The 25,038-nt window shown below is 40.6% G+C and carries 35 protein-coding genes and 3 tRNA genes; 30 read left to right on the plus strand and 8 right to left on the minus strand.

The genetic code is table 11. The features are described 5' to 3' along the window. Positions 1-26: 26 nt before the first annotated feature. Positions 27-401, minus strand: a complete 375-nt coding sequence (gene yajC / locus AAGD37_RS00885) for a preprotein translocase subunit YajC (protein ID WP_341760411.1) — start codon at positions 399-401, stop codon at positions 27-29. A 423-nt stretch (positions 402-824) separates the two neighbouring features. Between yajC and AAGD37_RS00890 the strand changes: the two genes are divergently transcribed. Then, positions 825-914, plus strand: a tRNA-Ser gene (locus tag AAGD37_RS00890). A 75-nt stretch (positions 915-989) separates the two neighbouring features. Here AAGD37_RS00890 and AAGD37_RS00895 read toward each other — a convergent pair. Together AAGD37_RS00895 and AAGD37_RS00900 are read right to left on the minus strand one after the other, a co-directional pair. Continuing rightward, a tRNA-Leu gene (locus tag AAGD37_RS00895) sits at positions 990-1,077 on the minus strand. After that, positions 1,042-1,209, minus strand: a complete 168-nt coding sequence (locus AAGD37_RS00900; protein ID WP_341760412.1) for a hypothetical protein — start codon at positions 1,207-1,209, stop codon at positions 1,042-1,044. The genes AAGD37_RS00895 and AAGD37_RS00900 overlap by 36 nt, the downstream gene beginning before the upstream one ends. Here AAGD37_RS00900 and lipB point away from each other — a divergent pair. After that, complete coding sequence (gene lipB / locus AAGD37_RS00905) at positions 1,209-1,916, plus strand: lipoyl(octanoyl) transferase LipB (protein WP_341760413.1); 708 nt, start codon at positions 1,209-1,211, stop codon at positions 1,914-1,916. The genes AAGD37_RS00900 and lipB overlap by 1 nt on opposite strands. 26 nt (positions 1,917-1,942) lie before the next feature. On the opposite strand, the gene AAGD37_RS00910 is transcribed toward lipB, so the two are convergent. Together AAGD37_RS00910 and AAGD37_RS00915 are read right to left on the minus strand one after the other, a co-directional pair. Then, a complete protein-coding gene (locus tag AAGD37_RS00910) occupies positions 1,943-2,266 on the minus strand; it encodes an accessory factor UbiK family protein (RefSeq protein WP_341760414.1) in 324 nt (107 codons plus the stop codon). A 242-nt stretch (positions 2,267-2,508) separates the two neighbouring features. After that, positions 2,509-3,171 (minus strand): protein-L-isoaspartate O-methyltransferase, encoded by a 663-nt coding sequence (locus AAGD37_RS00915; protein WP_341760415.1) that lies wholly within the window; start codon positions 3,169-3,171, stop codon positions 2,509-2,511. Positions 3,172-3,655: 484 nt separating this feature from the next. Between AAGD37_RS00915 and AAGD37_RS00920 the strand changes: the two genes are divergently transcribed. Beyond that, the gene (locus AAGD37_RS00920; protein WP_341760416.1) at positions 3,656-3,805 is read left to right on the plus strand and encodes a DUF1127 domain-containing protein; all 150 of its coding nucleotides are present in this window, start codon (positions 3,656-3,658) and stop codon (positions 3,803-3,805) included. A gap of 15 nt (positions 3,806-3,820) precedes the next feature. Here the strand turns inward: AAGD37_RS00920 and cobT are convergent, their stop codons facing one another. After that, a complete protein-coding gene (gene cobT, locus AAGD37_RS00925; RefSeq protein ID WP_341760628.1) occupies positions 3,821-4,822 on the minus strand; it encodes a nicotinate-nucleotide--dimethylbenzimidazole phosphoribosyltransferase in 1,002 nt (333 codons plus the stop codon). Between the two features lie 117 nt (positions 4,823-4,939). Between cobT and AAGD37_RS00930 the strand changes: the two genes are divergently transcribed. From AAGD37_RS00930 to hspQ, 4 genes are all read left to right on the plus strand, one after another. Next, entirely contained in the window at positions 4,940-5,719 is a 780-nt protein-coding gene (locus tag AAGD37_RS00930; RefSeq protein WP_341760417.1) for an adenosylcobinamide-GDP ribazoletransferase, read from the plus strand. A 324-nt stretch (positions 5,720-6,043) separates the two neighbouring features. Next, positions 6,044-6,313, plus strand: coding sequence for a 30S ribosomal protein S15 (rpsO, locus tag AAGD37_RS00935; protein WP_341760418.1), 270 nt, complete (start codon positions 6,044-6,046; stop codon positions 6,311-6,313). Positions 6,314-6,498: 185 nt separating this feature from the next. Next, the gene (gene pnp / locus AAGD37_RS00940) at positions 6,499-8,631 is read left to right on the plus strand and encodes a polyribonucleotide nucleotidyltransferase (RefSeq protein WP_341760629.1); all 2,133 of its coding nucleotides are present in this window, start codon (positions 6,499-6,501) and stop codon (positions 8,629-8,631) included. A 332-nt stretch (positions 8,632-8,963) separates the two neighbouring features. Next, positions 8,964-9,290, plus strand: a complete 327-nt coding sequence (hspQ, locus tag AAGD37_RS00945; RefSeq protein ID WP_341760419.1) for a heat shock protein HspQ — start codon at positions 8,964-8,966, stop codon at positions 9,288-9,290. A 29-nt stretch (positions 9,291-9,319) separates the two neighbouring features. On the opposite strand, the gene AAGD37_RS00950 is transcribed toward hspQ, so the two are convergent. Beyond that, positions 9,320-9,898: an invasion associated locus B family protein gene (locus AAGD37_RS00950; protein WP_341760420.1), complete on the minus strand. Its 579-nt coding sequence runs from the start codon at positions 9,896-9,898 to the stop codon at positions 9,320-9,322. A 423-nt stretch (positions 9,899-10,321) separates the two neighbouring features. Between AAGD37_RS00950 and AAGD37_RS00955 the strand changes: the two genes are divergently transcribed. Further along, positions 10,322-10,396 (plus strand) — tRNA-Gln (locus tag AAGD37_RS00955). Positions 10,397-10,681: 285 nt separating this feature from the next. Here AAGD37_RS00955 and AAGD37_RS00960 read toward each other — a convergent pair. Beyond that, complete coding sequence (locus AAGD37_RS00960; protein WP_341760421.1) at positions 10,682-11,191, minus strand: Lrp/AsnC family transcriptional regulator; 510 nt, start codon at positions 11,189-11,191, stop codon at positions 10,682-10,684. Positions 11,192-11,331: 140 nt separating this feature from the next. Between AAGD37_RS00960 and ald the strand changes: the two genes are divergently transcribed. From ald to rplF, 22 genes are all read left to right on the plus strand, one after another. Further along, positions 11,332-12,453, plus strand: coding sequence for an alanine dehydrogenase (gene ald / locus AAGD37_RS00965; RefSeq protein ID WP_341760422.1), 1,122 nt, complete (start codon positions 11,332-11,334; stop codon positions 12,451-12,453). A 514-nt stretch (positions 12,454-12,967) separates the two neighbouring features. After that, a complete protein-coding gene (rpsL, locus tag AAGD37_RS00970) occupies positions 12,968-13,339 on the plus strand; it encodes a 30S ribosomal protein S12 (protein ID WP_341760423.1) in 372 nt (123 codons plus the stop codon). A gap of 27 nt (positions 13,340-13,366) precedes the next feature. Further along, positions 13,367-13,837: a 30S ribosomal protein S7 gene (rpsG, locus tag AAGD37_RS00975; RefSeq protein WP_341760424.1), complete on the plus strand. Its 471-nt coding sequence runs from the start codon at positions 13,367-13,369 to the stop codon at positions 13,835-13,837. A 25-nt stretch (positions 13,838-13,862) separates the two neighbouring features. Further along, positions 13,863-15,956, plus strand: a complete 2,094-nt coding sequence (gene fusA / locus AAGD37_RS00980; protein ID WP_341760425.1) for an elongation factor G — start codon at positions 13,863-13,865, stop codon at positions 15,954-15,956. 34 nt (positions 15,957-15,990) lie between these two features. Further along, positions 15,991-17,166, plus strand: coding sequence for an elongation factor Tu (gene tuf / locus AAGD37_RS00985; RefSeq protein ID WP_341760426.1), 1,176 nt, complete (start codon positions 15,991-15,993; stop codon positions 17,164-17,166). 83 nt (positions 17,167-17,249) lie between these two features. Further along, positions 17,250-17,558, plus strand: a complete 309-nt coding sequence (gene rpsJ, locus AAGD37_RS00990; protein ID WP_341760427.1) for a 30S ribosomal protein S10 — start codon at positions 17,250-17,252, stop codon at positions 17,556-17,558. A 33-nt stretch (positions 17,559-17,591) separates the two neighbouring features. After that, entirely contained in the window at positions 17,592-18,314 is a 723-nt protein-coding gene (rplC, locus tag AAGD37_RS00995; RefSeq protein WP_341760428.1) for a 50S ribosomal protein L3, read from the plus strand. After that, positions 18,304-18,924 (plus strand): 50S ribosomal protein L4, encoded by a 621-nt coding sequence (gene rplD / locus AAGD37_RS01000; protein ID WP_341760630.1) that lies wholly within the window; start codon positions 18,304-18,306, stop codon positions 18,922-18,924. Before rplC ends, rplD begins: the two co-directional genes overlap by 11 nt. Then, positions 18,921-19,214 (plus strand): 50S ribosomal protein L23, encoded by a 294-nt coding sequence (locus AAGD37_RS01005; protein WP_341760429.1) that lies wholly within the window; start codon positions 18,921-18,923, stop codon positions 19,212-19,214. Before rplD ends, AAGD37_RS01005 begins: the two co-directional genes overlap by 4 nt. A 4-nt stretch (positions 19,215-19,218) precedes the next feature. Further along, positions 19,219-20,052, plus strand: a complete 834-nt coding sequence (gene rplB / locus AAGD37_RS01010; RefSeq protein ID WP_341760430.1) for a 50S ribosomal protein L2 — start codon at positions 19,219-19,221, stop codon at positions 20,050-20,052. Between the two features lie 11 nt (positions 20,053-20,063). After that, positions 20,064-20,342: a 30S ribosomal protein S19 gene (gene rpsS / locus AAGD37_RS01015; protein ID WP_341760431.1), complete on the plus strand. Its 279-nt coding sequence runs from the start codon at positions 20,064-20,066 to the stop codon at positions 20,340-20,342. A 3-nt stretch (positions 20,343-20,345) separates the two neighbouring features. Next, complete coding sequence (rplV, locus tag AAGD37_RS01020) at positions 20,346-20,729, plus strand: 50S ribosomal protein L22 (protein WP_341760432.1); 384 nt, start codon at positions 20,346-20,348, stop codon at positions 20,727-20,729. Next, positions 20,729-21,442 (plus strand): 30S ribosomal protein S3, encoded by a 714-nt coding sequence (gene rpsC, locus AAGD37_RS01025; protein ID WP_341760433.1) that lies wholly within the window; start codon positions 20,729-20,731, stop codon positions 21,440-21,442. Before rplV ends, rpsC begins: the two co-directional genes overlap by 1 nt. A gap of 18 nt (positions 21,443-21,460) precedes the next feature. Beyond that, positions 21,461-21,874, plus strand: coding sequence for a 50S ribosomal protein L16 (rplP, locus tag AAGD37_RS01030; protein ID WP_341760434.1), 414 nt, complete (start codon positions 21,461-21,463; stop codon positions 21,872-21,874). Between the two features lie 44 nt (positions 21,875-21,918). Further along, a complete protein-coding gene (rpmC, locus tag AAGD37_RS01035; RefSeq protein ID WP_341760435.1) occupies positions 21,919-22,128 on the plus strand; it encodes a 50S ribosomal protein L29 in 210 nt (69 codons plus the stop codon). Positions 22,129-22,139: 11 nt separating this feature from the next. Continuing rightward, the gene (rpsQ, locus tag AAGD37_RS01040) at positions 22,140-22,370 is read left to right on the plus strand and encodes a 30S ribosomal protein S17 (protein WP_341760436.1); all 231 of its coding nucleotides are present in this window, start codon (positions 22,140-22,142) and stop codon (positions 22,368-22,370) included. 96 nt (positions 22,371-22,466) lie between these two features. After that, on the plus strand, positions 22,467-22,835 hold the full coding sequence (gene rplN, locus AAGD37_RS01045; RefSeq protein WP_341760437.1) for a 50S ribosomal protein L14: 369 nt from the start codon (positions 22,467-22,469) through the stop codon (positions 22,833-22,835). Positions 22,836-22,845: 10 nt separating this feature from the next. Further along, the gene (gene rplX, locus AAGD37_RS01050) at positions 22,846-23,160 is read left to right on the plus strand and encodes a 50S ribosomal protein L24 (protein WP_341760438.1); all 315 of its coding nucleotides are present in this window, start codon (positions 22,846-22,848) and stop codon (positions 23,158-23,160) included. After that, the gene (rplE, locus tag AAGD37_RS01055) at positions 23,153-23,728 is read left to right on the plus strand and encodes a 50S ribosomal protein L5 (protein ID WP_341760439.1); all 576 of its coding nucleotides are present in this window, start codon (positions 23,153-23,155) and stop codon (positions 23,726-23,728) included. The genes rplX and rplE overlap by 8 nt, the downstream gene beginning before the upstream one ends. Before the next feature lie 11 nt (positions 23,729-23,739). Beyond that, complete coding sequence (rpsN, locus tag AAGD37_RS01060; RefSeq protein ID WP_341760440.1) at positions 23,740-24,045, plus strand: 30S ribosomal protein S14; 306 nt, start codon at positions 23,740-23,742, stop codon at positions 24,043-24,045. Positions 24,046-24,063: 18 nt separating this feature from the next. Further along, positions 24,064-24,462, plus strand: coding sequence for a 30S ribosomal protein S8 (gene rpsH, locus AAGD37_RS01065; protein ID WP_341760441.1), 399 nt, complete (start codon positions 24,064-24,066; stop codon positions 24,460-24,462). Positions 24,463-24,492: 30 nt separating this feature from the next. Next, entirely contained in the window at positions 24,493-25,032 is a 540-nt protein-coding gene (gene rplF, locus AAGD37_RS01070) for a 50S ribosomal protein L6 (RefSeq protein WP_341760442.1), read from the plus strand. The last annotated feature ends 6 nt before the right edge of the window (positions 25,033-25,038 follow it).

Below are 25,038 nucleotides of genomic sequence, written 5' to 3' on the forward strand. Positions count from 1 at the left end.
TCCGTTATTCTCAATAATTTACGCTTTTACTCTCCTTCCTTTTCAAGGATATCATCTTTTTTTGGAGATGACTTCTCTGATTTAATCGGCTCCCCCCTGACTCTTACATCTGCAATCAGGGACCGCAAAATCTTAACTTTTGTCTCCGCAGAGATCATGATCTCAATTTCTGAATCATCAATAATTTTCGTCACTCTACCGATAATGCCCCCACCCGTAACAACAATGTCATTACGACGGATCTTGCTGAGTGTTTGATCTCTTTTCTTTTGCTGCTGGCGTTGAGGCCTTATAACCAAGAACCACATGATTGCACCAATTGCAATCACTGGGACCAAGAACTCAACTATGCCGTTACCGGCCCCTCCAAGCGATTGTGCATAAGCAGGTTTAATAAACATAGAAAATCCTTTGTAATAGATATGGAATGGAGTCGTCTCTGCCGGAAGAAAATGGCAGACAATCTAAATATAATCATCAGTCACTGTAATGCAACAAGGGAAACAGACCTCATTCTATTGAGTGAGAGAGAGAACAGTTGCTAGTCAGTCTAGACAATGATCTTAAAATGATTGCGGCCTTCTTTGGGGCCATTAATTTATAGAAGAGAAGTAGAGAACCAGGAGACTCAATGATATTTAGATACTTAGGAGTATTAGGAGTTTAGAGATCGAAAGTATTAAGAAAGTCATTTGAAATTATGACTTCATTAAGAGACATACTGTTTATGGTATCGCTCATCAGCACTTAATAATTAAGCTAGATAACGAGATCATTAGAAAAAAACTTTACTCTTTAGCTCAATCACTAGTATTTGTTAACATGGACAGGTGGCCGAGTGGCTGAAGGCGCGCCCCTGCTAAGGGTGTAGACGGGTAACCGTTTCGAGGGTTCGAATCCCTTCCTGTCCGCCACATACAACTTCTCAAAGGAAAAATATTTTCTCTTCAGTTTATTGATTTATACATCCTAACACTTTAATTTAGTGTTGGTGCGGCCGAGAAGACTCGAACTTCCACGGGGTATGAGCCCACAGCGACCTCAACGCTGCGCGTCTACCATTTCCGCCACGGCCGCAGATTGGATACGAAGTTCAATAATAATAACAAAATCAGATCTTATCCACAAGTTAGAAATATTAATTTTCAGAAAAGGATCTTCAAATACTGAAAATACAAAGACAAAGAAATCAACCCAACTTTTTACCAATGTCTATACCAAAATATGTTGAATGGATGATCACAGAGAATCTGACAGACTATGAAAAAGCAGCGAGTTTTATGGAAAAACGCGCAGCTGCTATTGCCAAAGGTGAAGAAAATGAATGTGTCCTTCTTCTTGAACACCCTCCCCTTTACACAGCAGGCGCCAGCGCAAATTCTGATGATTTACTGGATGCCAATCGATTTCCTGTCATTCAAACACGTCGTGGAGGCCAGTACACTTACCATGGTCCAGGGCAAAGGGTAGCTTATGTGATGCTAGATTTGAAGGAGCGTCAGAAAGATATTCGTCTTTATATCGCATCCCTTGAAGATTGGATCATATCTACTCTAAGTAGATTTCAGATTTCTGGACAGAAGCGCGAACAATTTGTCGGTGTATGGGTCAAAAGACCGGATCTACCACTTCGTAATGGCATAATCGCAGAAGATAAAATTGCTGCTATCGGCGTAAGGATCAAGAAATGGATTTCTCTCCACGGAATTTCAATCAATGTTGGACCTGATCTTGACCACTTTTCGGGGATTGTTCCTTGCGGAATAAACCAAGATGGCGTTACGAGTCTAACTGATCTTGGCGTTCCTGCAAGTATGCAGGAATTCGACATGGCTTTAAAAACAAATTTTGAACTGATTTTTGGTCCCACACTGACAGTTAATTGTCAATTTTCAGATGATTCAGGTATCCTTTAAGGGATTGGAGAGCCTTATATCTTATCTTATTCTGATTTCGATGGCAAGTTATCAGTCAAGTCATGATTTCCTGTTGATTTCTCATTTTCAGCTGGCCTTAAATCAAGAATCATCTTCTTAAGAATCTCAAGTTCTTTTTTAAGAGTGTCATTTTCCATTCGGGTTCGGGAGGCTATATCCCTGACGACTTCAAATTCATCTCGTGAAACTAAATCCATTCGCGTAATAAACTTCTCAAACTGACTATATAGAATTTTATCTACTTCCCCCTTCGCATCTTGAGTGATACTAGTACAATCAGTTATGAACTTAGCCAGTTGATCGAATAGACGATCAGATGATTTTTGCATAAAGCGTAGCCTTTGAGGACAAGGTTAATATTAATTATTACCGTTTCGATAATAATTAATAATCATTTAATGGGATAATAACAACTGGTTTCTAACTTCTAAAGCCATTACTGATGAAGGATAGCTTTGTAAGTTGATCTTAATAATCACTTTAGAATAGACTGCATATCCTTAAAATTCTTAGAGGATACCATTGATTCCCTCAAAGGAATATTCTTTAAGACTAAAGAACTCATTCCATTCTAGAAAAGAAATCTGGTTCTTTTTTTAAACCCTGGCAAAGGATTCATTGAGCAATTAAACGCATCCCTTTGGCTTACAATTCCCATACTTTTTTTATAGAGTCTTGCTACTCCACTGTTTCCAAAGCCAATAACCGCAACCAAACGACCCTTTTCTTTTAACTGATCTTTCAGTGTATCAGGGATTTGTTCGACTCCGCCACCAATAAAAATTATATCATAAGGACCTTCAGTAGCTAAACCAGCCTCAAGCGGAGCCTTTACAACAGCAGTATTATTAAAACCTCTTTTCATGAGAATATGTTTAGCTCTTTCTGCTAATTCAGAATCACTTTCAATCGCCACTACGGACTTGCATAATGTTGAAAGAATCGCTGTTGAATAACCAGTGCCACATCCAATATCTAACACAATACAATCAAGAGTAATCCTGGCCAGCTGTATAAGCTTAGCCATCGACATTGCGTCACTTAAAAAACGGCTTTCATCTCCTTGAGAAATCAGAAAACTACGATCAATATAGGCTAAAGGTCGTTGTGCCTTCGATACAAAATCTTCTCGGGGTATCGATAAAAAAGCATTTATGACATTATAATTTGTGACACCATTCGGACGGAGCTGACATTCAACCATCTGCCTCCGTGCATGTTCAAAATTTGTCATTTTTAGCAATCCTCATAGATCAGATGAAGAGATAACCTATAGATGATAGACAAGTGAATCTACAGAACAGGAGATTCATAATGAAAAAGAGGTTCAGAAACAATCAGTATTCATCCTTTCTTTGATCTCTTTATAGGAGAGTAGAACTCCTTGTGCAGAGCTCAACGTCAACGCATTTGACCAACTTAATTAATGATTTTTTATCAACAAGATGGCATCCGTATTGCATGCCAAGCATTCACGCATGGTTCATATAACCAATTCTTGAATAGAACAACGAGAAGCAGTTGCTGAATTCGATTCATGCTCGGCTTGCAGAGCAGAGGCGGATATTAAAAAGCTTTGATAACTCTAGACTTCATTTTTTGCAGTAAATGCATAGCTCGTCTGCATGGTTTGCGTTCGTATTTGTTTAGAAGACTCGCTATTCAGATCATGAAGGGACTGGAAATTAATAACACAATTTTGAAAAATGGTTAAAATAATGAGATTATTCAATAATATCCGTACTTGGAATCGAATTCGTCAGACACGGATTCAATTGAGCAACCTGTCTAACCGTGAGCTGAACGACATAGGTATATCCCGCGGTGATATTCCATTCGTAGCAAGGGATGCTGTTTCAAGGAAGTAAATTCAGAATCACTGTCTATGGAAGATTCGGAAAGGTAGCCATCCCTGAATGGCACTGCGCAGCTGCTCTGATAATACCAGCTGCTAGCGCTGCTCCCGTCCCTTCTCCTAACCGCATACCAAGATCAAGCAAAGGTATTTTATTCATTATTTTGAGTGCCTTTAGATGAGCTGGCTCAGCAGAGAGATGCCCAAACAAACAATGATCGAGTGCTTTTGAATTGAATGCATAAAGCAATGCAGCCGCGGCACTGGCAACAAATCCATCGATAACAACAGGGATTCTCTTGAGTCGTCCGGCGAGGATTGCACCGACCATAGCAGCGATTTCTCGGCCGCCAAGGCAGCATAGAACTTCTAGAGAATCGTTTAGATGCTTTTTATGAAGTTTAACAGCACGATTGATCACATCTACTTTGAGTGCAATTCCTTTAGTATCAAGACCCGTTCCTGGACCAACCCAGTCTTCTGCAGTTCCTCCAAATAAAGCATAATAGATGGCAGAAGCAATTGTTGTATTACCAATACCCATTTCGCCGATGCATAGTAAATCCGTGCCAATGGAAATTGATTCCATACCCCAATCTATACTTTCGGCACAAGTTGGCTCATCCATAGCAGCTTTTTGGCTAATATCAGCAGTTGGTCTCTCCAGTCTCAAATCTAAAACTTTGAGATTGAGATTGTTAGCAATGCAAATTTGGTTGATTGCCGCCCCACCGTTTCTAAAATTGGTTACCATCTGTGCTGTTACTTCAGGAGAAAAACGAGAAATGCCTTGTTTTGTAACTCCATGATTACTGGAAAAAATAGCTACCAAAGGATAGTTGATTTTAGGTTGACACCCCGTCCAGCTTGCCAACCATATAGCAATTTCCTCAAGTTTGCCTAGTGACCCGAGTGGTTTTGTTAAAGTAAGATCTCGTTCTATAACTAAATGGGCTGCACTGGTATCAGGTCCAGGCAAATGATTCAGAAAATTGCGTATATCATCGAGACTAAGATTGGAAGAATTCATCATAGGTATACTGCAGCAGTCAATCAGAACAAGATACTTAAAAAGTTAAGAACGGATCTTAATATGAGTACTCATACTAATCACTCTTTCCTCATAACTAGAATTAAAGATATTTTGGTGAGCATACAATTCTTATCACGGTTGCCTATAAAAAGATTCAATCTTAAAAAGACTCCTGATTTTGCCAGTACTGCTTACGCTTTTCCTCTTGCTGGAATCATAATTGCTTTGCCTATGGGACTTATTATAGTTCTGGCAACGCAAACAACCATGCCTGACATGGTTATTGCCTTCTTGGCTGTCATCACCATGACTGTGACGACCGGTGCTTTGCATGAAGATGGTCTCGCCGATATGGTGGATGGGTTTTGGGGCAGCAATGAACGAGAAAAAAAATTGTTGATCATGCGGGAGAGTACCGTTGGGACTTATGGTGTTCTCGTGCTCGTTATAACTAGTGGATTACGTATTGTACTCATTACGACTCTACTCCAAAAATTGTCTTGCAGCATTGCTATCTTATTAATGATTGCAGTAGCGAGTCTTTCACGTGCAGCAATTCTTATACCCTGGATTCTCCTGCCACCAGCAAGAGCTCCGATGAAGGAAAAGAACCAATTGTGTAAAAATCAATTCAGTCTTTCTATAATCTTCGGTAAACCGAATTCTTCTGCATATCTTCCTACAACGCTTTGCTCTTTTCCTGCGATATTTATTTTATTCACTGCTAGTGGATTCCTTCCCGGACTCTGCGCTTTATTGACTGCTATCCTTATGACTCAATATATTGTAAGTCTTTCCCGTCGTCATATCAGTGGCTGTACAGGTGACATATTAGGAGCAACACAGCAAATATCAGAATTAGGATTGTTATTAGGTTTTATCTCAGTTCTCTAGCACGAGACCTCAATGGTCCATGTTCAAATTCAATTTTTTACTGAATTGATTCTTCGTCTTTTATTGATTGTTATCAGATTCGACGATGATGGACACAGAATCGTTAGATTTTCTTTAGGACGTTGATAAGATTTCGGTATCGCATCATCAATGTTAAAAATGTATAGTTCCTATATCAGATGATTATATTTAACTTGCATATTGTGGTATTGAGGCCTAATGTGATCTCGACTTTCTAGCTTATCAAGCGAATCCATTCCAATCCACTTTTGGATGCATTACAGGTGATAGGTTATTTTAAATCGTAACCATGAGGAATGGCCCATGTCTATTACGGTCGGGCGTAAAGCTGAGCTTATTAAGGAATATTCAAAACATGAAGGTGATTCGGGGTCTCCGGAAGTTCAGGTTTCCATTCTGACTGAACGTATCAACAATTTAACTCAACATTTCAAGTTTCACAACAAGGATAATCACTCACGCCGCGGATTACTTAAAATGGTTGCTAATCGTCGTTCCCTTCTTGATTATGCTAAGCGCGAAAATGAAGAACGGTATCAGTCACTCATCCAGAGGCTAGGTATTCGTCGCTAGTTGTGTTTATAATTCAAGACTCATTGGATCTTTAACCATTTCTGCTGTTTCAAACTGAGAGATAATTTTTATGTTATATTCGAGCGCTCTTTCGCTCTTTGTCGAAGGTGAACCGTCAATGCAGACGGACAGCCGGGCGATAATCGTCAGGTCGATATAGTTAGGGATGAATGTATAGAATGTCTATTTTTGAAAGACACATTGTAGAAACGAAATGGGGAGGACGCTCACTGACGTTAGAATCAGGTCGAATTGCTCGTCAAGCCGATGGGAGCGTACTAGTAACTTATGGCGAAACTACAGTTATGTGTAGTGTAGTTTTTGATAAACTTCCTAAGCCTGAATATGATTTTTTTCCTCTCACTGTCAATTATGTCGAGAAAACCTATGCTGCCGGTCGAATTCCTGGTGGGTTCTTTAAGCGTGAAGCCCGCCCTTCAGAAAATGAAACGCTCGTCTGCCGTTTGATTGATCGTTCTATTCGTCCTCTATTTTCTCGTGGTTATAAAAACGATACACAAGTTATTTGCACTATATTATCACATGATATGGAGAATAATCCAGATATCGTGGCTATGATTGCAACATCAGCGGCTTTGATGATATCTGGTATTCCTTTTCAGGGGCCTATTGGTAGTGCCCGTGTTGGTTTTATCGATGATAAATATGTACTGAATCCGAATATTGATGATATGCTAGACAGTGAACTGGACCTCGTAGTTGCCGGCACTGATAATGCAATCTTGATGGTCGAATCGGAAGCCAAAATCCTATCCGAAGAGATCATGCTGGGTGCTGTGATGTTTGGTCAAAAAGAACTACAACCTGTTATTAATGCAGTTGTTCAACTCGCTCAAAAATGTGCCAAAAAACCTCATGAACATATTGTAAAAGATCATTCCTCTCTTGAAGAAAGAATGAAGACTCTGATTGGCAAAGACATTGAGAATGCCTACAAGATCTCAGATAAAAAAGAGCGTTATGCTGCTCTTGAGATCGCGAAAGAGAAAGCGAAAGAGGCTCTTTTAACGAACGAAGACGGAGAAGGTGAAACACTAACCGATGTTTTTGAGAGTGTTCAGTCCAGTTTTGTACGTAGTTCGATCATCAAAACAGGTCAACGCATTGATGGTCGGACTCTATCAATGGTTCGTCCTATTGAATCAGAAGTAGGAATTTTACCAAGGACGCACGGTTCAGCATTATTTACACGTGGTGAAACACAAGCCATCGTTGTTGCAACACTGGGTACAGCTGATGATGAACAGTTTATTGATTCACTAACAGGTAATTATAAAGAAAATTTTCTACTACACTATAATTTTCCTCCTTACTCAGTTGGTGAAACCGGTCGCATTGGATTTACTTCGCGTCGTGAAATCGGTCATGGTAAGCTGGCCTGGCGAGCTGTCCGTGGAGTCCTACCTTCAAAAGAAGAATTTCCTTATACATTAAGGGCTGTCTCTGAAATTACGGAGTCTAATGGTTCATCTTCTATGGCAACTGTTTGTGGTGCATCTCTAGCTTTTATGGATGCAGGTGTTCCTCTAAAAGCTCCCGTTGCAGGTATAGCAATGGGATTGATCAAAGAAGGAGATGACTTCGTTATTTTGTCTGATATCTTAGGAGATGAAGATCATCTAGGTGATATGGATTTTAAGGTTGCAGGAACATCAAAAGGTATCACATCCCTTCAGATGGATATTAAAGTAACAGGTATTACTGAAGAAATAATGAAGGCAGCATTGGATCAAGCTCAGAAGGGCCGAGAATATATACTTGGAGAAATGAATAAAGCTATCAGTGTCGGTCGCCCGGAGCTTCGTGACTTTGCCCCACGTATTGAGAGCTTTAGGATACCAACTGAAAAGATTCGTGAAGTTATCGGATCGGGCGGTAAAGTGATACGAGAAATTGTAGAGAAAACCGGCGCCAAAGTCAATATCGAAGATGACGGTATTGTAAAAGTATCATCGTCAAGAGCACAAGACATTGATGCCGCTGTATCATGGATTCGGTCGATTACAGATGATCCAGAAGTTGGGTGTATTTATCAAGGAGCTGTTGTTAAAACAGTCGATTTTGGTGCCTTTGTCAATTTTTTTGGTACCCGCGATGGGCTCGTTCATATTTCTCAGCTTGTTGATAAACGCGTTGGAAAAACTACCGATGTTGTCAATGAAGGTGACAATGTTTGGGTCAAGCTTATCGGCTTCGATGATCGTGGAAAATTTCGTCTTTCAATGAAAGTTGTTGATCAGAAAACAGGGCTCTCTCTCCCTTCTCAAAGGGAACGATCATCAAAATCATCTCGTTGAAAACGAAGTCTCATATTTCATCTTTTTTTTAAAGGATTAAAAAGCCGTCTCGTTTACTCAGATCTTTCGAATTGAAGGATTATTAGGCTTAATAACGATTGAAATTGGCAAGTTGATCTCTCATGAATGAGCAATTTTTGATTCTTTTTACAGTTAACCGATTGATCTTAAGATTGAGAATGCAGAGCAGATAAAATAAAAAGCTCAAAAACAAATGACCTCCAATTCTTATATCTCTAATGTGATAATTGATTTACACTTAACCATTAAGAGAGTAATAGTTTATTTTGACGATCGTTGAAAATAGCGAGTCATTAATGTTGGTAAGTCAAATGATCAAAATTGCAAGATTTGAGATAGGGCAAGTCGTTAGACATCGGATCTATCCGTTTCGTGGTATCGTTTTTGATGTTGATCCTGTTTTTGATAATTCTGAAGAATGGTATGATTCAATACCTGAAGAGCTACGCCCCTCAAAAGAACAGCCCTTTTACCATCTGTTAGCTGAAAATGAGGAAAGTGAATACATTGCCTATGTGTCAGAAGAAAATTTAATTTCAGATGAACACGGTAGCCCCTTACGTCACCACCAAATCTCTGAACTATTTCAGTTAAATAAAGATGGAAAATATATTATGCGTGGCGATCTCATGCATTGAAGAGGAAATGAGAAACTTCAATCTTGTGATTATCCTCCGGACTTAGCTTTTTCTTGTACTTCCTCAAGTTTTAGCAAAGTTTTTTCTGCTTTCTTTCTGAGCTCTCTTTCAAGTTTTTGATTGCGCTCTTCAAACTCATGGCGTTTGAGCGGCGGTCCTTCGAAAGAATCCGTAAATCCTTTGAGAGAAATGTTGACTGGATTTTTCTCGGTGCGAAAGTTTGTTGATGTCAAAACAAGAACGTTACCGGTTTTAAGCTCCTCAATTATACTATCTGTTAATGTAACTTCAGCAACACAACGCTCAGATAAGCATATTGAGTAAGGTAATGTACTTTCTTTCCCATTATCAATTTTCATCTTAATCCCCTCAGGAACATAACGACCTGAAGGAACTGCAATTTGAAAAATACGACGGTTTAACCTCCCCGTTGACTGTAACAGATTAACGCCGGTTATCAAGTGTCCTGTATTCGTCAAAATATTATATTGAACATTGCAAATATCATTTCTATTAACTTTAGTACAGATTTTGGCCCATCCTATGACATTGTTATCCGCAAAGGAGGAAGTAGTTAATATACTCATTAACACTACAAATATTAACATATTAGTTATGATGATTCTCATCGATGATACTTTTTCTTAAAATTAAGATTAAGGTGGTGTGTAACTTTGATAGTAATGCTTGATGAGAGCAAGGAAACTATAACATTTAAGCTAAGAATTAACGAATCACTACATGATTTCATAAGAAAGATATCATATCAATAAAGCCTACCATAACAATAAGTTTCAATGGCCTCTAATCCAAGTTAAATTTTAAAGGCAACAGATTTAGTCTGATGTCTTTTGTTTTTAAAAAGGCCTTATTTTTTTTCATTGATTCGATTTTTTCAACAATTGAATATTGTAATTTGTTCATGGTCCAAAAAGGAATGTAAAAACATCACTTATTATCTGATGGAACTGTTGCAGCCAAGCAAGACATTTATTATACGTCTTTACACTTCTAAAGATTATCTCATTTTTTGGGGTGTAGCCAAGCGGTAAGGCAGCGGCTTTTGGTGTCGCCATTCGCAGGTTCGAATCCTGCCACCCCAGCCACAGCCAGAAACTCGCTTGGCTTTTGTGAGGGTGAATTGTAAACGAGTCATCTTATAAAAAAGGTAAAACCTGTTGTCTTGAGATCGAATTGACTCGAAGAAACGAATGAATAGAGTCAACTATCCTCAGAAGTCTATGAAACGTCTCTTTCGTTTTGATTTTCGATTTCTTAGGCTTAGGGACCCAATTAACACATCGCTAAAAGTTATATAGATTGAGTGATCCCTATACCCTCCCCTAAATTGACTCGTTCCTGACACTCCTAAAACCCTGAATAATATTTATTTAGACCTTTGTGTAATTCTGATTCAAAGACATTTTTTTGGTATAAGCCTTAATATTAATGCTCTGATTATTAAGGACTTCGCGTAGAGCAAAGGATGAAGTCATACGTGCAACACCAGGCATTGACGATAGCCATTCTTTGTGAATACGTTCATAATCTTCTAGGTCTTTGGCTGCTACACGTAACAGATAATCGCTTGTACCCGACATCAGGTAGCATACAAGAACATTGGGACATTCTTTAACAGCAGCTTCAAATGCGCTGAGATGAGTAACGGATTGGCCTTCGAGTGTAATACAAACAATAACCACAATAGGATGTCCTAATCCCTGTAAAGAAAGCCGAGCATGGTATCCCTTGATAATTCCACTTTTTTCTAAAGCATCTACACGACGTGAGCAGGCAGACGGTGATAAACCGACTCTGTTAGCTAGTGTTACATTTGGAAGGCGTGCATCAGACTGCAACTCACTTAAAATGGATTGATCAATTGTATCTAGCGCCTTCATTGCAATTATTCTCCACTAATTGACTCTATATTAGTACAATAAGAAAGATTTATTCTAATATTAATTATATTTGCAAGGATAATTAGATGAAAACCTATTATAAGAGCGTAAAGATTAAATCCTGTGGATTGGAGTGATAAATGCGTATTGGCGTTCCAAAAGAAATTAAAAATCATGAATATCGTGTAGGCCTAACACCAGCATCTGTTCGTGAATATATATCACGTGGTCATTCAGTTTTTGTGGAAACGGGTTCTGGCTTTGGGATTGGTGTTATTGACGAGTCTTATAGAAAGGCAGGAGCTTTCATTATCGATACTGCTGAGGAAATTTTCGCATCTGCTGATATGATTGTTAAAGTCAAGGAACCCCAGCCAACCGAATGGGGTCAGTTAAGAGAAGGGCAGATTCTTTATACGTACCTTCACTTAGCTCCTGATCCGGAGCAAACCAAGGGTCTTCAGGAGTCAGGATGTACAGCGATTGCCTATGAAACAGTAACTGATTCGGACGGGGGATTGCCATTGTTGGCTCCTATGTCAGAAGTTGCTGGACGTTTGTCCATTCAGGCTGGTGCCATAACTTTACAAAAGTCTAATGGGGGGAGAGGGATCTTGCTAGGAGGTGTACCTGGTGTCGTACCCGCAAAGGTTTCTATCATTGGCGGGGGAGTAGTTGGGACACATGCTGCCAAGATGGCAGTAGGTCTTGGTGCACAAGTGACTATTATTGATCGGTCGATCCCCCGGTTACGTCAGCTGGACAATCTTTTTGGTAGTTCGGTTATCACGCGCTATTCAACCTTGGAGGTTGTGGAGGAAGAGACAAGATCATCAGATCTCGTTATAGGTGCAGTGTTGATTCCAGGCGCTACAGCTCCCAAGCTAGTAACGAAAGCCATGCTAAGCAACATGAAACCTGGTGCTGTTGTATGCGACGTAGCAATTGATCAAGGAGGCTGTTTTGAAACATCTCATGCAACAACTCACGATCATCCAACATATGAAGTAGATGGTATTGTACATTATTGTGTTGCTAATATGCCAGGTGCTGTTCCTTTAACTTCTAGCACCGCACTAAATAATGCGACACTTCTGTTTGGATTGGCTCTAGCTGATAAAGGTATTGAGGCATTGCTTGATAACCCGAATCTCAGAACAGGCCTTAATGTATACTGTGGGCATATTACAAATCAAGCGGTAGCAGAGGCCTTAAACAAGGAATTTGAAGCGCCTGAGTCTATTTTAGCCACGCTATTATAACGCTATCAAAACTGATTATCGCAGTTTAATTTGTTGCATTCGGCTCCAGATCCAGATCTGGGGCCGTTTTGCTATCTTAGCTTAGCATGTCTTAACGATTTCCTTTCGGAAGATTTATTCCATATGTATTCCCAAAATGAGATCATCGATATTGAGATAATATCAAATTAAATATTATTTATCAGATAACAAGCTTTTAAAGCCTAAGGGGGTTGACGGAATGGTAATATCTGGATAGATTTTGATCTATCGTTATCCAATGTGAGCTAAGACTGTCCACTTGCCTAGTGTCAAATGTCGGAGCAAGGTTTTATTCAAACAGGATTTTAAGACTTGTAAGACCTGACAGTAATGATAAGATGAGATTGGTTCTTTTCTCTGGTTCCCCAGTCCGTTTTTATCTCGTTCTCTCTCATGGATGATTCCTTATTGCTTGGGGAGCTTTCTTTAACTAGTTTTATTCAACCTGACTAGCTGTTTATCGTTAGTCTGAAATTATTGAAGGGTATAATATATGCCAACCATAAACCAGTTGGTTCGTAATCCTCGGAAGGTGCCTGTGAAACGTAGTAAGGTTCCTGCAATGGATAGGAATCCACAAAAACGAGGTGTTTGTACTCGAGTTTATACAACAACTCCTAAGAAACCTAATTCGGCACTCCGTAAGGTTGCTAAGATTCGTCTGGCCAATGGTTTTGAGGTCATTGGCTATATTCCTGGTGAAGGTCATAATCTTCAAGAGCACTCTGTTCTCATGATTCGTGGTGGTCGTGTGAAGGATCTTCCAGGTGTTCGCTACCATGTTATTCGTGGTTTATTAGATACACAAGGTGTTAAAGGTCGTAGGCAGCGTCGTTCTAAATACGGTGCTAAGCGTCCGAAGTAGTGAAGTGAAGTAGGGGGGAGCTATAGGATGTCACGTCGTCATCGAGCTGAGAGGAGAGAAATTAATCCAGATCCTAAGTTTAATGATCTGATCCTATCAAAGTTCATGAATTCTATTATGCTGGATGGAAAAAAATCTGTTGCTGAGCGTATAGTTTATGGTGCTCTTGATTGCGTCGAAGAAAAGATGAAAGGAGAGCCTTTACCTTTATTTCATGCTGCTTTACAAAATATTGCTCCAGAAATTGAGGTTAGGTCTCGTCGTGTAGGTGGTGCTACTTATCAAGTTCCTGTTGAGGTTCGTGCTGAGCGTCGTCAGGCGCTATCTATTCGCTGGTTAATTTCAGCAGCCCGCAAGCGTAGCGAAACGACTATGGTTAATCGTCTTTCCTGTGAAATTATGGATGCTGCGAATGGTCGAGGTTCCGCCGTAAAAAAACGTGAAGATACACACAGAATGGCGGATGCGAACAAGGCCTTTTCACATTATCGTTGGTAAAAGAAGAGTCCCAAGGTCTAAGATTATGGCACGTGAATATGATCTAAGCAGTTATCGCAATTTCGGTATTATGGCGCATATTGATGCAGGGAAAACGACCATGACCGAGCGTATTCTCTATTACACCGGTAAAATCCATAAGATGGCTGAAGTACACGAAGGGGCAGCTACCATGGATTGGATGGAGCAAGAACAAGAGCGTGGTATTACCATCACATCTGCAGCGACGACAACCTTCTGGGAAAGTCGTGACAAAGTGAGGCGTCGTTATAACATTATTGATACACCTGGTCATGTTGATTTTACTATCGAAGTAGAGCGTTCTTTGCGTGTACTTGATGGTGCTATTGCGCTTCTTGATGCGAATGCAGGTGTTGAACCTCAGACGGAAACGGTTTGGCGTCAGGCTAATAAATATAATGTTCCACGGATGATTTTCATTAATAAAATGGACAAGGTGGGTGCTGATTTTTTTCATTCAGTTGAAATGATTGATAGACGTCTGGGCGCAAAAGCTTGTATCCTTCAGTTGCCCATTGGAGCAGAAGAGGGATTTGAGGGCGTTATCGATCTGATAGAAATGAAGGAGCTCATTTGGCAAGGAGAGAATTGTGGTTCTGGCTGGGATGTTCAGGAGGTGCGCGAGGAACTGAAAAGTCAAGCTGAAAATTATCGGTCCTTACTCATTGAGACTGCTGTTGAGGCCGATGATTCTGCCATAGAAGCGTATCTCGAAGGTTATGAGCTTGATAAGAATCATTTGCGTCAATTGATCCGTAAAGGCACAATCGGTATTCAGTTCTTTCCTGTAATGTGTGGAACTGCTTTTAAAAATAAAGGTGTTCAACCTCTTCTTGAGGCAATCTCTGATTTCCTTCCCTCTCCTTTGGATGTTCCTGAAATTCCAGGAATTGATGCCAAAACAGAAGAGAAGACGACACGTCCACCTTCCGACACCGTCCCATGTTCTATGTTAGCGTTCAAGGTTATGAGTGACCCTTTTGTAGGAACATTGACGTTCTGTCGTATTTATTCCGGCACGATTAAAGCGGGTAGTTTGCTAATGAATACCACTAAGGGTAAAAAAGAGCGAATAGGCCGTATGTTACAGATGCATTCTAATGAGCGTATTGATCTTAAAGAGGCATACGCTGGTGATATCGTTGCGATTGTTGGTCTCAAGGAAACAACGACTGGTGATACCTTGTGTGATCCGATGAGTCCTGTTATTCTGGAAAGGATGGAATTTCCTGAACCAGTTATCTCTATTGCGATTGAACCTAAGACTCAGGGTGATCAAGAAAAGATGGCGATTGCTCTCAGTCGTTTGGCAGCTGAGGATCCTTCTTTCTGTGTGAGATCCGATGAGGAAAGTGGTCAGACCATTATTTCTGGAATGGGAGAGCTTCATCTTGATATTCTTGTTGACCGTATGAAGCGTGAATTTAGTGTTGAAGCGAATGTCGGTGCGCCTCAAGTCGCTTATCGTGAAACTATTACTCGTGAAGCTGAGATTGATTACACTCATAAAAAACAGTCTGGTGGATCTGGACAATTTGCCAGAGTTAAGATTGTCTTTGAGCCCAATACAGAGAATGATGAATTTAAATTCATCAGTAAAATCGTCGGTGGTAATATTCCTAAGGAGTATATCCCTGGTGTTGAGAAAGGTATTCTGTCGGTGATGAAAAACGGCCCTATTGCTGGATTTCCGATGCTTGGTGTAAAAGCAACATTACTTGATGGTGCCTATCATGATGTCGATTCCTCTGTTCTTGCATTTGAAATTGCGGCGCGTGGGGCTTTTCGTGAAGGTGCTCAAAAAGCTGGTGCGAGGTTGCTGGAGCCAATCATGAAAGTTGAGGTAATAACACCAAAAGATTATATAGGTGATGTAATTGGTGACTTATCTTCGCGTCGTGGCCAGGTTTCTGGGACTGAAACACGTGGTATTGATCAAGTTGTCAATGCAATGGTACCTTTGGCAAACATGTTTAAGTACGTTGATAATTTGCGCTCAATGAGTCAGGGGCGAGCACAATATACTATGCTATTTGATCATTACGCACAAGTACCTCAAGCGATTGCTAGTACAGTGGTAGAGAAATATATATATTAGAGTTTCTAAACGGGTAACTGATGGAGAAGTCATTATGGTGAAAGAGAAATTTGAGCGTACGAAACCACACTGTAATATTGGTACAATTGGCCATGTTGACCATGGTAAGACGACGTTAACAGCTGCCATTACGAAGTATTTTGGTGAGTTTCAGCCCTATGACAAGATTGATGGTGCTCCAGAAGAGAAAGCACGCGGGATAACTATTTCGACGGCTCATGTTGAATATGAGACCGAGAATCGTCATTATGCACATGTCGATTGCCCCGGTCATGCTGACTATGTTAAGAATATGATTACAGGTGCAGCGCAGATGGATGGTGCAATTCTAGTTTGCTCTGCTGCTGATGGTCCTATGCCTCAGACTCGTGAGCATATTTTGCTAGCACGCCAGGTTGGTGTTCCTGCCCTTGTTGTTTTCTTAAACAAAGTGGATCAAATTGATGACGAAGAGCTTCTTGAGCTTGTTGAGATGGAAATGCGTGAGCTTTTGGATGCCTATGAGTTTCCAGGTGATGATATTCCTATCATCAAAGGTTCGGCTTTGGCAGCGATGGAGGGTAACTCTTCTGAGATTGGAGAGAATGCGATCAAGGAACTCATGCAAGCTGTTGATCTCTATATCCCTCAGCCTAAACGTCCTATTGATGAACCATTTTTGATGCCAATTGAGGATGTTTTTTCTATTTCTGGTCGTGGGACTGTTGTGACCGGTCGTGTTGAGCGAGGTGTTATAAATGTTGGTAATGAGGTTGAAATCGTTGGTATTAAGAATACACAAAAGACAACTTGTACGGGTGTTGAAATGTTCCGTAAGCTTTTAGACCGTGGGGAAGCCGGTGATAATATAGGTGCTTTGATCCGTGGTATTGATCGTGAGGATGTTGAACGTGGTCAGATTTTATGTAAACCAGGTTCAGTGACCCCCCATACAAAATTTCGTGCCGAGGCCTATATTTTGACGAAGGATGAAGGGGGACGCCATACACCATTTTTTACTAATTATCGTCCGCAGTTTTATTTTCGTACAACCGATGTAACAGGTATTTGTTCGCTCCCAGAGAGTATAGAGATGGTGATGCCAGGTGATAACATTGAAATGATAGTTGATCTGATTGTTCCTATCGCCATGGAAAATCGACTGCGGTTTGCGATAAGAGAAGGTGGTAGAACAGTTGGTGCCGGTATTGTGACCGAAATAATCGAGTAATTATATTAAGATAAAAAGTTTTGTACTTATCTTAATAACTGATTAGTCCTTTTAAGGGTCTAAAACTTTGAGGAATATTCGAAATGAACGGTCAGAATATACGTATTCGCCTAAAGGCATTTGATCACCGCATTCTTGATGTTTCGGCAAAAGAAATTGTCTCAACGGCTAAGCGGACCGGTGCTAGAGTCCATGGTCCTATACCATTACCGACACGCATTGAGCGCTATACAGTCAATCGTTCGCCCCATATCGATAAGAAAAGTCGGGAGCAGTTTGAGATGCGTACGCATAAGCGTCTTCTTGATATAGTGGATCCAACGCCTCAGACAGTTGATGCATTGATGAAACTTGACTTGGCAGCTGGTGTTGATGTGGAAATCAAGCTTTAGACAGAGTGGAATTTTGGGGTAAGGAGCTAAACAATGCGCTCAGGCGTTATTGCACTAAAAATTGGAATGACTAGGGTTTACATTGGTGAGGGAGTCAATGTGCCTGTTACTGTTCTTCAGATGGAAAATGTTCAAGTTGTCTCTCAACGAACAAAAAAGAAGAACGGTTATTCAGCAGTCCAGTTGGGCGCAGGTAAAGCTAAAGTAAAGAATGTCACTAAGCCCTTGCGCGGACACTATGCTGTTGCAAAGGTTGAGCCGAAGCGCAAGCTTGCAGAGTTTCGTATTTCAGAAGAGAATATGCTTGATGTTGGTGCCGAGATTACAGCTGAACATTTTTTATCTGGTCAGAAAGTTGATGTGACGGGTAGGTCTATTGGTAAAGGGTTTTCTGGAGTCATAAAACGTCACAATTTCGGTGGCTTGAGAGCATCTCATGGTGTCTCTCTTTCACACCGTTCGCATGGTTCCACCGGACAATGTCAAGATCCAGGAAAAGTATTTAAAGGGAAAAAAATGGCCGGTCACATGGGTTCAGTTCGTGTTACTATCCAAAACTTAGAAATAATCAAAACCGATGTAGAACGCGGTTTATTGATGATTAAGGGTGCCGTTCCTGGTTCAAAAGGATCCTGGGTTCTCGTTCGCGATGCTATAAAACAGAAGCCTCCAGAGGGTATTCCAATACCAGCTGCCATTTTATCAGATGAACGACTTTGTGAAACTGATAGCAGAGGAGATAATGGTGGATATTGATGTCAAAAGTCTAGATGGCAAGAAGTCAGGTCAAATGTCTATATCAGATTCCATTTTCGGGTTAGAACCACGTTTAGATATTATCCAACGTATGATCCGCTATCAGAGAGCTAAGAAGCGTCAGGGAACACATCAGAGCAAAGGTCGTTCTGATATCAAGTGTACAGGGTCTCGTTTGTATCGCCAAAAAGGGACAGGTAAGGCGCGTCATCATGCTCGATCTGCTCCTCAGTTCCGTGGTGGTGGTAAGGCGCATGGTCCTAATTCACGGGATCATGCACATAGTCTCACAAAGAAGTTTCGATCTCTTGCTTTACGCCATGCTTTGTCAGGGAAAGTAAAAGAAGAGACGCTAGTGATTATAGATCATTTCACCGCAGAAAGTCCTAAGACATCTTTATTGTGGAATCAGTTTGGTAGACTTGGTATTATGAATGCTTTAATGATAGGTCATTCTCAACTCGATCATAATTTTAAACTTGCTGTGCGTAACATTCCCAATATTGATGTCCTGCCTATACAGGGTATCAATGTATACGATCTCCTTCGTCGTCGCACTCTTGTTCTTTCTAAGGCAGCCATAGAAGTCTTGGAGGAGCGTTTTAAATGAATAAAATTTGCAATTATAATATCATCGTTTCTCCAGCTATTACTGAAAAAACAACTTTAGCTTCGGAAAACAATCAGGTGGTATTTAATGTTCTCCTTAGTGCATCAAAATGTGAGATTAAAAAAGCCGTTGAAGACCTTTTTGAGGTTAAAGTTGTTGCTGTAAATACTCTATTGCGAAAAGGTAAAACTAAACGTTTTCGGAATCATTTAGGTAAACAAAGTAATGTAAAAAAAGCGTTCATAACCCTGGCCAAAGGCCAGTCTATTGATGTAGAAACAGGTTTGTAGGATTATGATACTTAAGAAATTTAATCCTATTACTCCAGGTACTCGTCAACTGGTCATTACAGATCGTGCTAGTCTTTGGAGGAAGGGACCCGTTAAAGGGCTGACTAAAGGTCTTAAAAAATCTGGGGGTCGTAACAATATAGGACGGATGACATCACCAGGTATAGGTGGTGGTCATAAGCGGAGCTATCGCAAAATAGACTTTAAGCGCCTAAAAAAAGATATTCAAGGGACAGTGGAACGACTAGAGTATGATCCCAATCGAACAGCTTTCATTGCTCTCATTAGATATAATGATAGTGAGCTTGCCTATATTTTAGCTCCACAACATCTAGATATTGGAGATAAAATTATCGTCTCCTCATCTGCTGATATTAAGCCGGGGAATGCAATGCCTCTTTCATCTATTCCTATTGGTACCATTATCCATAATGTAGAAATGAAACAGGGTAAGGGCGGTCAAATAGCTCGTTCAGCTGGCACTTATGCTCAGTTGGTTGGTCGTGATGGGGTTTATGCTATTTTACGTCTCAATTCTGGTGAACAGCGGTTCATTCACAGTGCATGTATGGCAACAATTGGTGCAGTATCCAATCCGGATAATTCCAATATTAATATGGGAAAAGCTGGTCGTAATCGTTGGTATGGTAGGCGTTCAAAAGTTCGTGGTGTTGCTATGAATCCGATAGATCATCCTCATGGTGGTGGTGAAGGGCGGACATCTGGTGGCCGCCATCCTGTTACGCCTTGGGGTAAGCCAACTAAAGGGAAACGTACACGGTCTAATAAAATAACCTGTAAATTCATTATGCGCTCACGTCATCAGCGCAAAAAGTAAGGGATTCAACTTTGGCACGTTCAGTCTGGAAAGCCCCTTTTGTCGATGGTTATCTTCTCAAAAAAGCTGAGAAAGTACGAGCAGGAGGTAGAAATGAGGTTATTAAAACCTGGAGTCGCCGTTCAACAATTATGCCGCAGTTTGTTGGTCTTACTTTTGGCGTTTATAACGGCCAAAAGCATATTTCAGTAAATATCTCTGAGGACATGGTTGGACAAAAATTAGGTGAATATTCACCAACTCGTACCTATTATGGTCATGGTGTTGATAAGAAGGCAAAGAGGAAGTAGCTCATGACCAAGCTCAAGCTTGAAAGAAAACTCGCGGATAATGAAGCGAAAGCTGTTCATAGGATGATTCGTGTTTCACCTCGAAAACTCAATCTTGTAGCTCAGATGATTCGTAGGAAAAAAGTTGCCCGTGCTTTGACTGATCTTGAGTTTTCTCAAAAACGTATTTCTGATACTGTTCATAAATGTTTGAAGTCAGCGATTGCGAATGCGGAAAATAATCATGATCTTGATATTGACAATCTCGTGGTTGTAGAGGCTCATGTAGGAAATTCTGTTGTTATGAAACGCTTTATGGCCCGTGGTCGTGGAAAAGCAAACCGTATACAAAAACCATTTTCACACCTGACAATTGTTGTCCGTGAAGTTGATGAGGAGGCAGCATAATGGGTCAGAAAATTAACCCAATTGGTATGCGTCTCGGTGTCAACCGTACATGGGATTCACGCTGGTTTGCTACAAAGGATGATTACAGTCAATTATTGCATGAAGATATTTCTATCCGCGAATACTTATCAAAAGAATTAAAGGCAGCTTCAATTGCGAAGGTTGTTATCGAGCGTCCACACAAAAAGTGCCGTATTTTTATACACTCCGCTCGTCCTGGTCTAGTCATTGGTAAAAAGGGGGCAGATATTGAACGGTTAAAACGAAAAATTCAGGGAATGACGGATTCTGAAGTTCATTTAAATATTCTAGAAATTCGTAAACCTGAAATTGATTCAACTATAGTAGCACAATCTATTGCTCAACAGTTGGAGCGCCGTGTCGCCTTTCGTCGTGCGATGAAAAGGGCCGTTCAGTCTGCCATGCGCTTAGGAGCTGGTGGTATCCGGATTAATTGTGGTGGTCGTTTAGGGGGGTCTGAAATTGCACGCATGGAATGGTATCGAGAGGGTCGTGTACCCTTACACACGTTACGTGCGGATATTGATTACGGTGTTGCTGAAGCTGAAACTGCTTATGGCATCTGCGGTGTAAAGGTTTGGATATTTAAAACTGAAATTCTAGAGCATGATCCTATGGCATCAGAAAGACGTTTGTTTGAAAGTCAGGAATCTGTTGCTAGCAGTCATCGCCGTCAAAGTGGGCGGTCTTAAAGAGTCGGAAAAACAGCAATGTTACAACCCAAACGACAGAACTTTCGCAAAGCTCATAAAGGTCGGATAAAAGGCCAATCCAAAGCTGGAAATCAGTTAAATTTTGGTTCCTATGGTATCAAAGCTTTAGAACCAGACCGTATCAATGCTCGTCAAATCGAAGCAGCACGTCGAGCCATTACTCGTTATATGAAACGTTCCGGTCGTGTTTGGATTCGTATTTTTCCAGATCTTCCTATTTCATCCAAGCCAACCGAAATTCGTATGGGTAAAGGGAAAGGGGCTCCCGAGTATTGGGCCGCTCGTGTAGCACCAGGACGTATAATATTTGAAATTGATGGTGTAAACCAGGTGATGGCCCGTGAAGCTTTACGGTTAGGAGCAATGAAACTATCTATTCGGACCCGTTTCGTTGAGCGGATTCAGGATTAATGTGTTTCTGATTTTGAGAACCAAAGCAATGAAAGGACGAAGGGATGAAATCCCACTACATCAGAGAGATGACAAGAGAGAAAATGAAAGAGGAACTCGTTAAATTAAAGAAGGAGCAGTTTAATCTGCGATTTCAGAGAGCATCGGGTCAATTGAAAAATACAGTTCAGATGCGTAAAATACGACGTGATATCGCTCGTCTTTACACAATTATCAGTGTAAAGGAGACAGACTCGTTGTTAGCAGATGTGTAAGGAAAATAGATATGCCAAAACGTATTCTACAAGGACTCGTTGTTTCTGATAAGAATGATAAAACTATTGTGGTAAAGGTTGAGCGTCGTTTTGCACATCCACTCTTAAAAAAAACAGTCCGCCGTTCAAAAAAATATAAGGCGCATGATGACACAAACTCAAAAGGAGTAGGAGATATGGTTTCGATTCAAGAAAGTCGGCCAATTTCCAAACAGAAGCATTGGATTGTTATCGATACCTGAACTGATTTTGGGTTTGAATATTTAATAATTGATTGCTTTTAATGTTCGAAAATCTCAGCTAGGTACTGAGAAAAAAAGGGTTAAGAGAAAATAGCCATGATTCAGATGCAAACTAACCTGGATGTTGCGGATAACTCCGGTGCTCGCCGGGTTATGTGTATTAAGGTTCTGGGGGGATCAAAGCGTAAATATGCTCATATAGGGGATACGATCGTTGTTTCTATCAAAGAAGCTATTCCTCGCGGCCGTGTCCAAAAAGGGCAGGTCACGAAAGCTATCGTCGTTCGGACTGCAAAAGGCATAAAACGTTCAGATGGAAGCTTGATCCGTTTTGATAAGAATGCAGCCGTATTAGTTGATAACAAGGGAGAACCAACGGGGACACGTATTTTTGGCCCCGTCCCTCGGGAATTGCGAGCAAAACGCCACATGAAGATTATTTCACTTGCTCCAGAAGTGCTGTAGGAGCGACGCAATGAATAAATTGAAAAAGGGTGATAGTGTTATTGTTTTGACTGGTAAGGATAAAGGCCGTGTTGGGACTATTCTTCAAATGGTCAAAAAGACTAACCGTATTTTGGTTGAAGGTATAAATGTCGTCAAACGCCATACCAAACAATCACAGACGAGCGCAGGTGGTATTATCTCTAAGGAAACCTCAATACACGTGTCCAACGTTGCTTTGATGGATCCGAAAAATAGAAAGCCAACACGTGTAGGCATTAAAATTAATAGTGATGGTAAAAAAATACGGTTTGCTAAGCGTTCTGGAGATTTGATCAATGATTAATATCGCTAATCAACCTCGGTTTAAGGTATTTTATCTCAATTCGATCCGCAGATTGATGAAGGAACACTTTCATTTTGAAAATGAAATGCGAATTCCTAAGATTGATAAGATTGTTGTTAATATGGGGGTAGGGGAATCGACAGCTGATTCTAAAAAAGCTCAAATTGTTGCTGATGATTTGACACTCATTGCCGGTCAAAAGGCCGTTATAACTCGCGCTAAAAAATCTATTGCTGGTTTTAAAGTCCGTTATAACATGCCTTTGGGGGCAAAAGTAACCCTTCGAGGTAATAAGATGTATGAATTTATGGATCGTCTGATCACAATTGCTCTCCCTCGCGTCCGTGACTTTCGTGGCCTCAATCCAAATAGCTTTGATGGATCCGGTAATTTCGCTATGGGTCTCAAGGAACATATTGTGTTTCCAGAGATCAACTATGATAAAGTGGATCAAATCTGGGGCATGGATATTATTGTCTGTACAACAACTAATTCTGATATTGAGGCACGTGAATTACTACGTAATTTTAATTTTCCCTTTTCAAGACAGAAGTTAATATCTGACTAAAGGATCAAAGAATGGCAAAAGTCAGCGCAATAGAGAATAACGAGAAACGCCGTAAGCTTGTAAAAAAGTATGACAAAAAGCGGGCAGAGCTCAGGGCGATCACGATGGATCGGAAATTATCGATGGAGGAGCGTTTTAAGGCACAGCTCCAATTAGCGAATCTCCCTCGAAACGGAGCAAAAGTACGAATTCGTAATCGTTGTGCTATATCCGGTCGTCCGCGTGGTCATTACAGAAAGCTTAACCTTTCCCGTATTTATTTACGCCAAATGGGTGCTCAGGGACTCATTCCAGGCTTAGTAAAATCGAGTTGGTAATTAAGAAGGAATGTTAGTATGTCAATGAATGATCCTCTAGGTGATATGCTTACGCGTATACGGAATGGACTAATGCGAGGTAGAAGTTCTGTATCAGTGCCGGCTTCATCTTTGCGTGAAAAGGTTCTAAATGTATTGCATTCTGAAGGCTATATTCGTGGTTATTCACGTACAGACTGCGAAAATGGTAAATCAGAGTTTAGAATTGAATTGAAATATTACCAAGGATCCCCTGTCATTCGCACCATTTCACGTGTATCTAAGCCTGGTCGTCGAGTCTATTCTTCGGTAAAAAAGCTACCCTGCGTAGCAAATAGACTAGGGATTTCTATCCTGTCAACTCCAAAGGGTGTAATGGCTGATCATGATGCTCGTAAAAAAAATATTGGTGGAGAAATTCTGTGTCGCATCTTCTGATGGTCACAATTTTAAACAGGTAGAAGCACTATGTCACGTATTGGTAAAAAACCGATTCCTATTCCAGAGGGCGTTACGGCTTCCTTAGACGTAGACGGTCAGAGGATAACTGCTAAAGGTCCTCTGGGCGAGCTCTCATTTTCAGTTAAGGATCAAGTCTTTCTGAAGTTGCATGATCGGTATGTCCATGTTAATCCAGTAAATAACTCTAAAAGAGCACGATCTTTTTGGGGTCTATCACGCACGATGATATTGAATATTTTTATAGGCGTTAAAGACGGTTATGAAAAAAATCTTGAGATTAGTGGTGTTGGTTATCGGTGCGCTATTCATGGAAAAAACCTAAAATTATCCATTGGTTTCAGTCATGAAGTGATATATAAACCACCTCAAGGTATTACTCTTAGATGCCCTAAACCTACTGAAATCGTGGTCTTGGGTCACGATAAGCAAGTTGTTGGACAAGTGGCAGCAGAAATTCGTGAGTATAGGGTACCTGAACCTTATAAAGGTAAGGGGATAAAATATGTAAATGAAATTCTCTTTCGTAAGGAAGGTAAGAAAAAGTAGGTTGCC

The sequence above is a fragment of the Candidatus Endowatersipora endosymbiont of Watersipora subatra genome, assembly GCF_964026585.1.
In the GTDB taxonomy this organism is placed as follows: Bacteria; Pseudomonadota; Alphaproteobacteria; order Rhizobiales; family Rhizobiaceae; genus Pseudahrensia.

Bases quoted from the DNA above. Each gene is read 5' to 3' on its own strand.
- yajC (WP_341760411.1), bottom strand. From the start codon at position 401: ATGTTTATTAAACCTGCTTATGCACAATCGCTTGGAGGGGCCGGTAAC.
- lipB (WP_341760413.1), top strand. From the start codon at position 1,209: ATGTCTATACCAAAATATGTTGAATGGATGATCACAGAGAATCTGACA.
- AAGD37_RS00910 (WP_341760414.1), bottom strand. From the start codon at position 2,266: ATGCAAAAATCATCTGATCGTCTATTCGATCAACTGGCTAAGTTCATA.
- AAGD37_RS00915 (WP_341760415.1), bottom strand. From the start codon at position 3,171: ATGACAAATTTTGAACATGCACGGAGGCAGATGGTTGAATGTCAGCTC.
- AAGD37_RS00920 (WP_341760416.1), top strand. From the start codon at position 3,656: ATGAGATTATTCAATAATATCCGTACTTGGAATCGAATTCGTCAGACA.
- cobT (WP_341760628.1), bottom strand. From the start codon at position 4,822: ATGAATTCTTCCAATCTTAGTCTCGATGATATACGCAATTTTCTGAAT.
- rpsO (WP_341760418.1), top strand. From the start codon at position 6,044: ATGTCTATTACGGTCGGGCGTAAAGCTGAGCTTATTAAGGAATATTCA.
- hspQ (WP_341760419.1), top strand. From the start codon at position 8,964: ATGATCAAAATTGCAAGATTTGAGATAGGGCAAGTCGTTAGACATCGG.
- AAGD37_RS00950 (WP_341760420.1), bottom strand. From the start codon at position 9,898: ATGTTAATATTTGTAGTGTTAATGAGTATATTAACTACTTCCTCCTTT.
- AAGD37_RS00960 (WP_341760421.1), bottom strand. From the start codon at position 11,191: ATGAAGGCGCTAGATACAATTGATCAATCCATTTTAAGTGAGTTGCAG.
- ald (WP_341760422.1), top strand. From the start codon at position 11,332: ATGCGTATTGGCGTTCCAAAAGAAATTAAAAATCATGAATATCGTGTA.
- rpsL (WP_341760423.1), top strand. From the start codon at position 12,968: ATGCCAACCATAAACCAGTTGGTTCGTAATCCTCGGAAGGTGCCTGTG.
- rpsG (WP_341760424.1), top strand. From the start codon at position 13,367: ATGTCACGTCGTCATCGAGCTGAGAGGAGAGAAATTAATCCAGATCCT.
- fusA (WP_341760425.1), top strand. From the start codon at position 13,863: ATGGCACGTGAATATGATCTAAGCAGTTATCGCAATTTCGGTATTATG.
- tuf (WP_341760426.1), top strand. From the start codon at position 15,991: ATGGTGAAAGAGAAATTTGAGCGTACGAAACCACACTGTAATATTGGT.
- rpsJ (WP_341760427.1), top strand. From the start codon at position 17,250: ATGAACGGTCAGAATATACGTATTCGCCTAAAGGCATTTGATCACCGC.
- rplC (WP_341760428.1), top strand. From the start codon at position 17,592: ATGCGCTCAGGCGTTATTGCACTAAAAATTGGAATGACTAGGGTTTAC.
- AAGD37_RS01005 (WP_341760429.1), top strand. From the start codon at position 18,921: ATGAATAAAATTTGCAATTATAATATCATCGTTTCTCCAGCTATTACT.
- rplB (WP_341760430.1), top strand. From the start codon at position 19,219: ATGATACTTAAGAAATTTAATCCTATTACTCCAGGTACTCGTCAACTG.
- rplV (WP_341760432.1), top strand. From the start codon at position 20,346: ATGACCAAGCTCAAGCTTGAAAGAAAACTCGCGGATAATGAAGCGAAA.
- rpsC (WP_341760433.1), top strand. From the start codon at position 20,729: ATGGGTCAGAAAATTAACCCAATTGGTATGCGTCTCGGTGTCAACCGT.
- rplP (WP_341760434.1), top strand. From the start codon at position 21,461: ATGTTACAACCCAAACGACAGAACTTTCGCAAAGCTCATAAAGGTCGG.
- rpmC (WP_341760435.1), top strand. From the start codon at position 21,919: ATGAAATCCCACTACATCAGAGAGATGACAAGAGAGAAAATGAAAGAG.
- rpsQ (WP_341760436.1), top strand. From the start codon at position 22,140: ATGCCAAAACGTATTCTACAAGGACTCGTTGTTTCTGATAAGAATGAT.
- rplN (WP_341760437.1), top strand. From the start codon at position 22,467: ATGATTCAGATGCAAACTAACCTGGATGTTGCGGATAACTCCGGTGCT.
- rplX (WP_341760438.1), top strand. From the start codon at position 22,846: ATGAATAAATTGAAAAAGGGTGATAGTGTTATTGTTTTGACTGGTAAG.
- rplE (WP_341760439.1), top strand. From the start codon at position 23,153: ATGATTAATATCGCTAATCAACCTCGGTTTAAGGTATTTTATCTCAAT.
- rpsN (WP_341760440.1), top strand. From the start codon at position 23,740: ATGGCAAAAGTCAGCGCAATAGAGAATAACGAGAAACGCCGTAAGCTT.
- rpsH (WP_341760441.1), top strand. From the start codon at position 24,064: ATGTCAATGAATGATCCTCTAGGTGATATGCTTACGCGTATACGGAAT.
- rplF (WP_341760442.1), top strand. From the start codon at position 24,493: ATGTCACGTATTGGTAAAAAACCGATTCCTATTCCAGAGGGCGTTACG.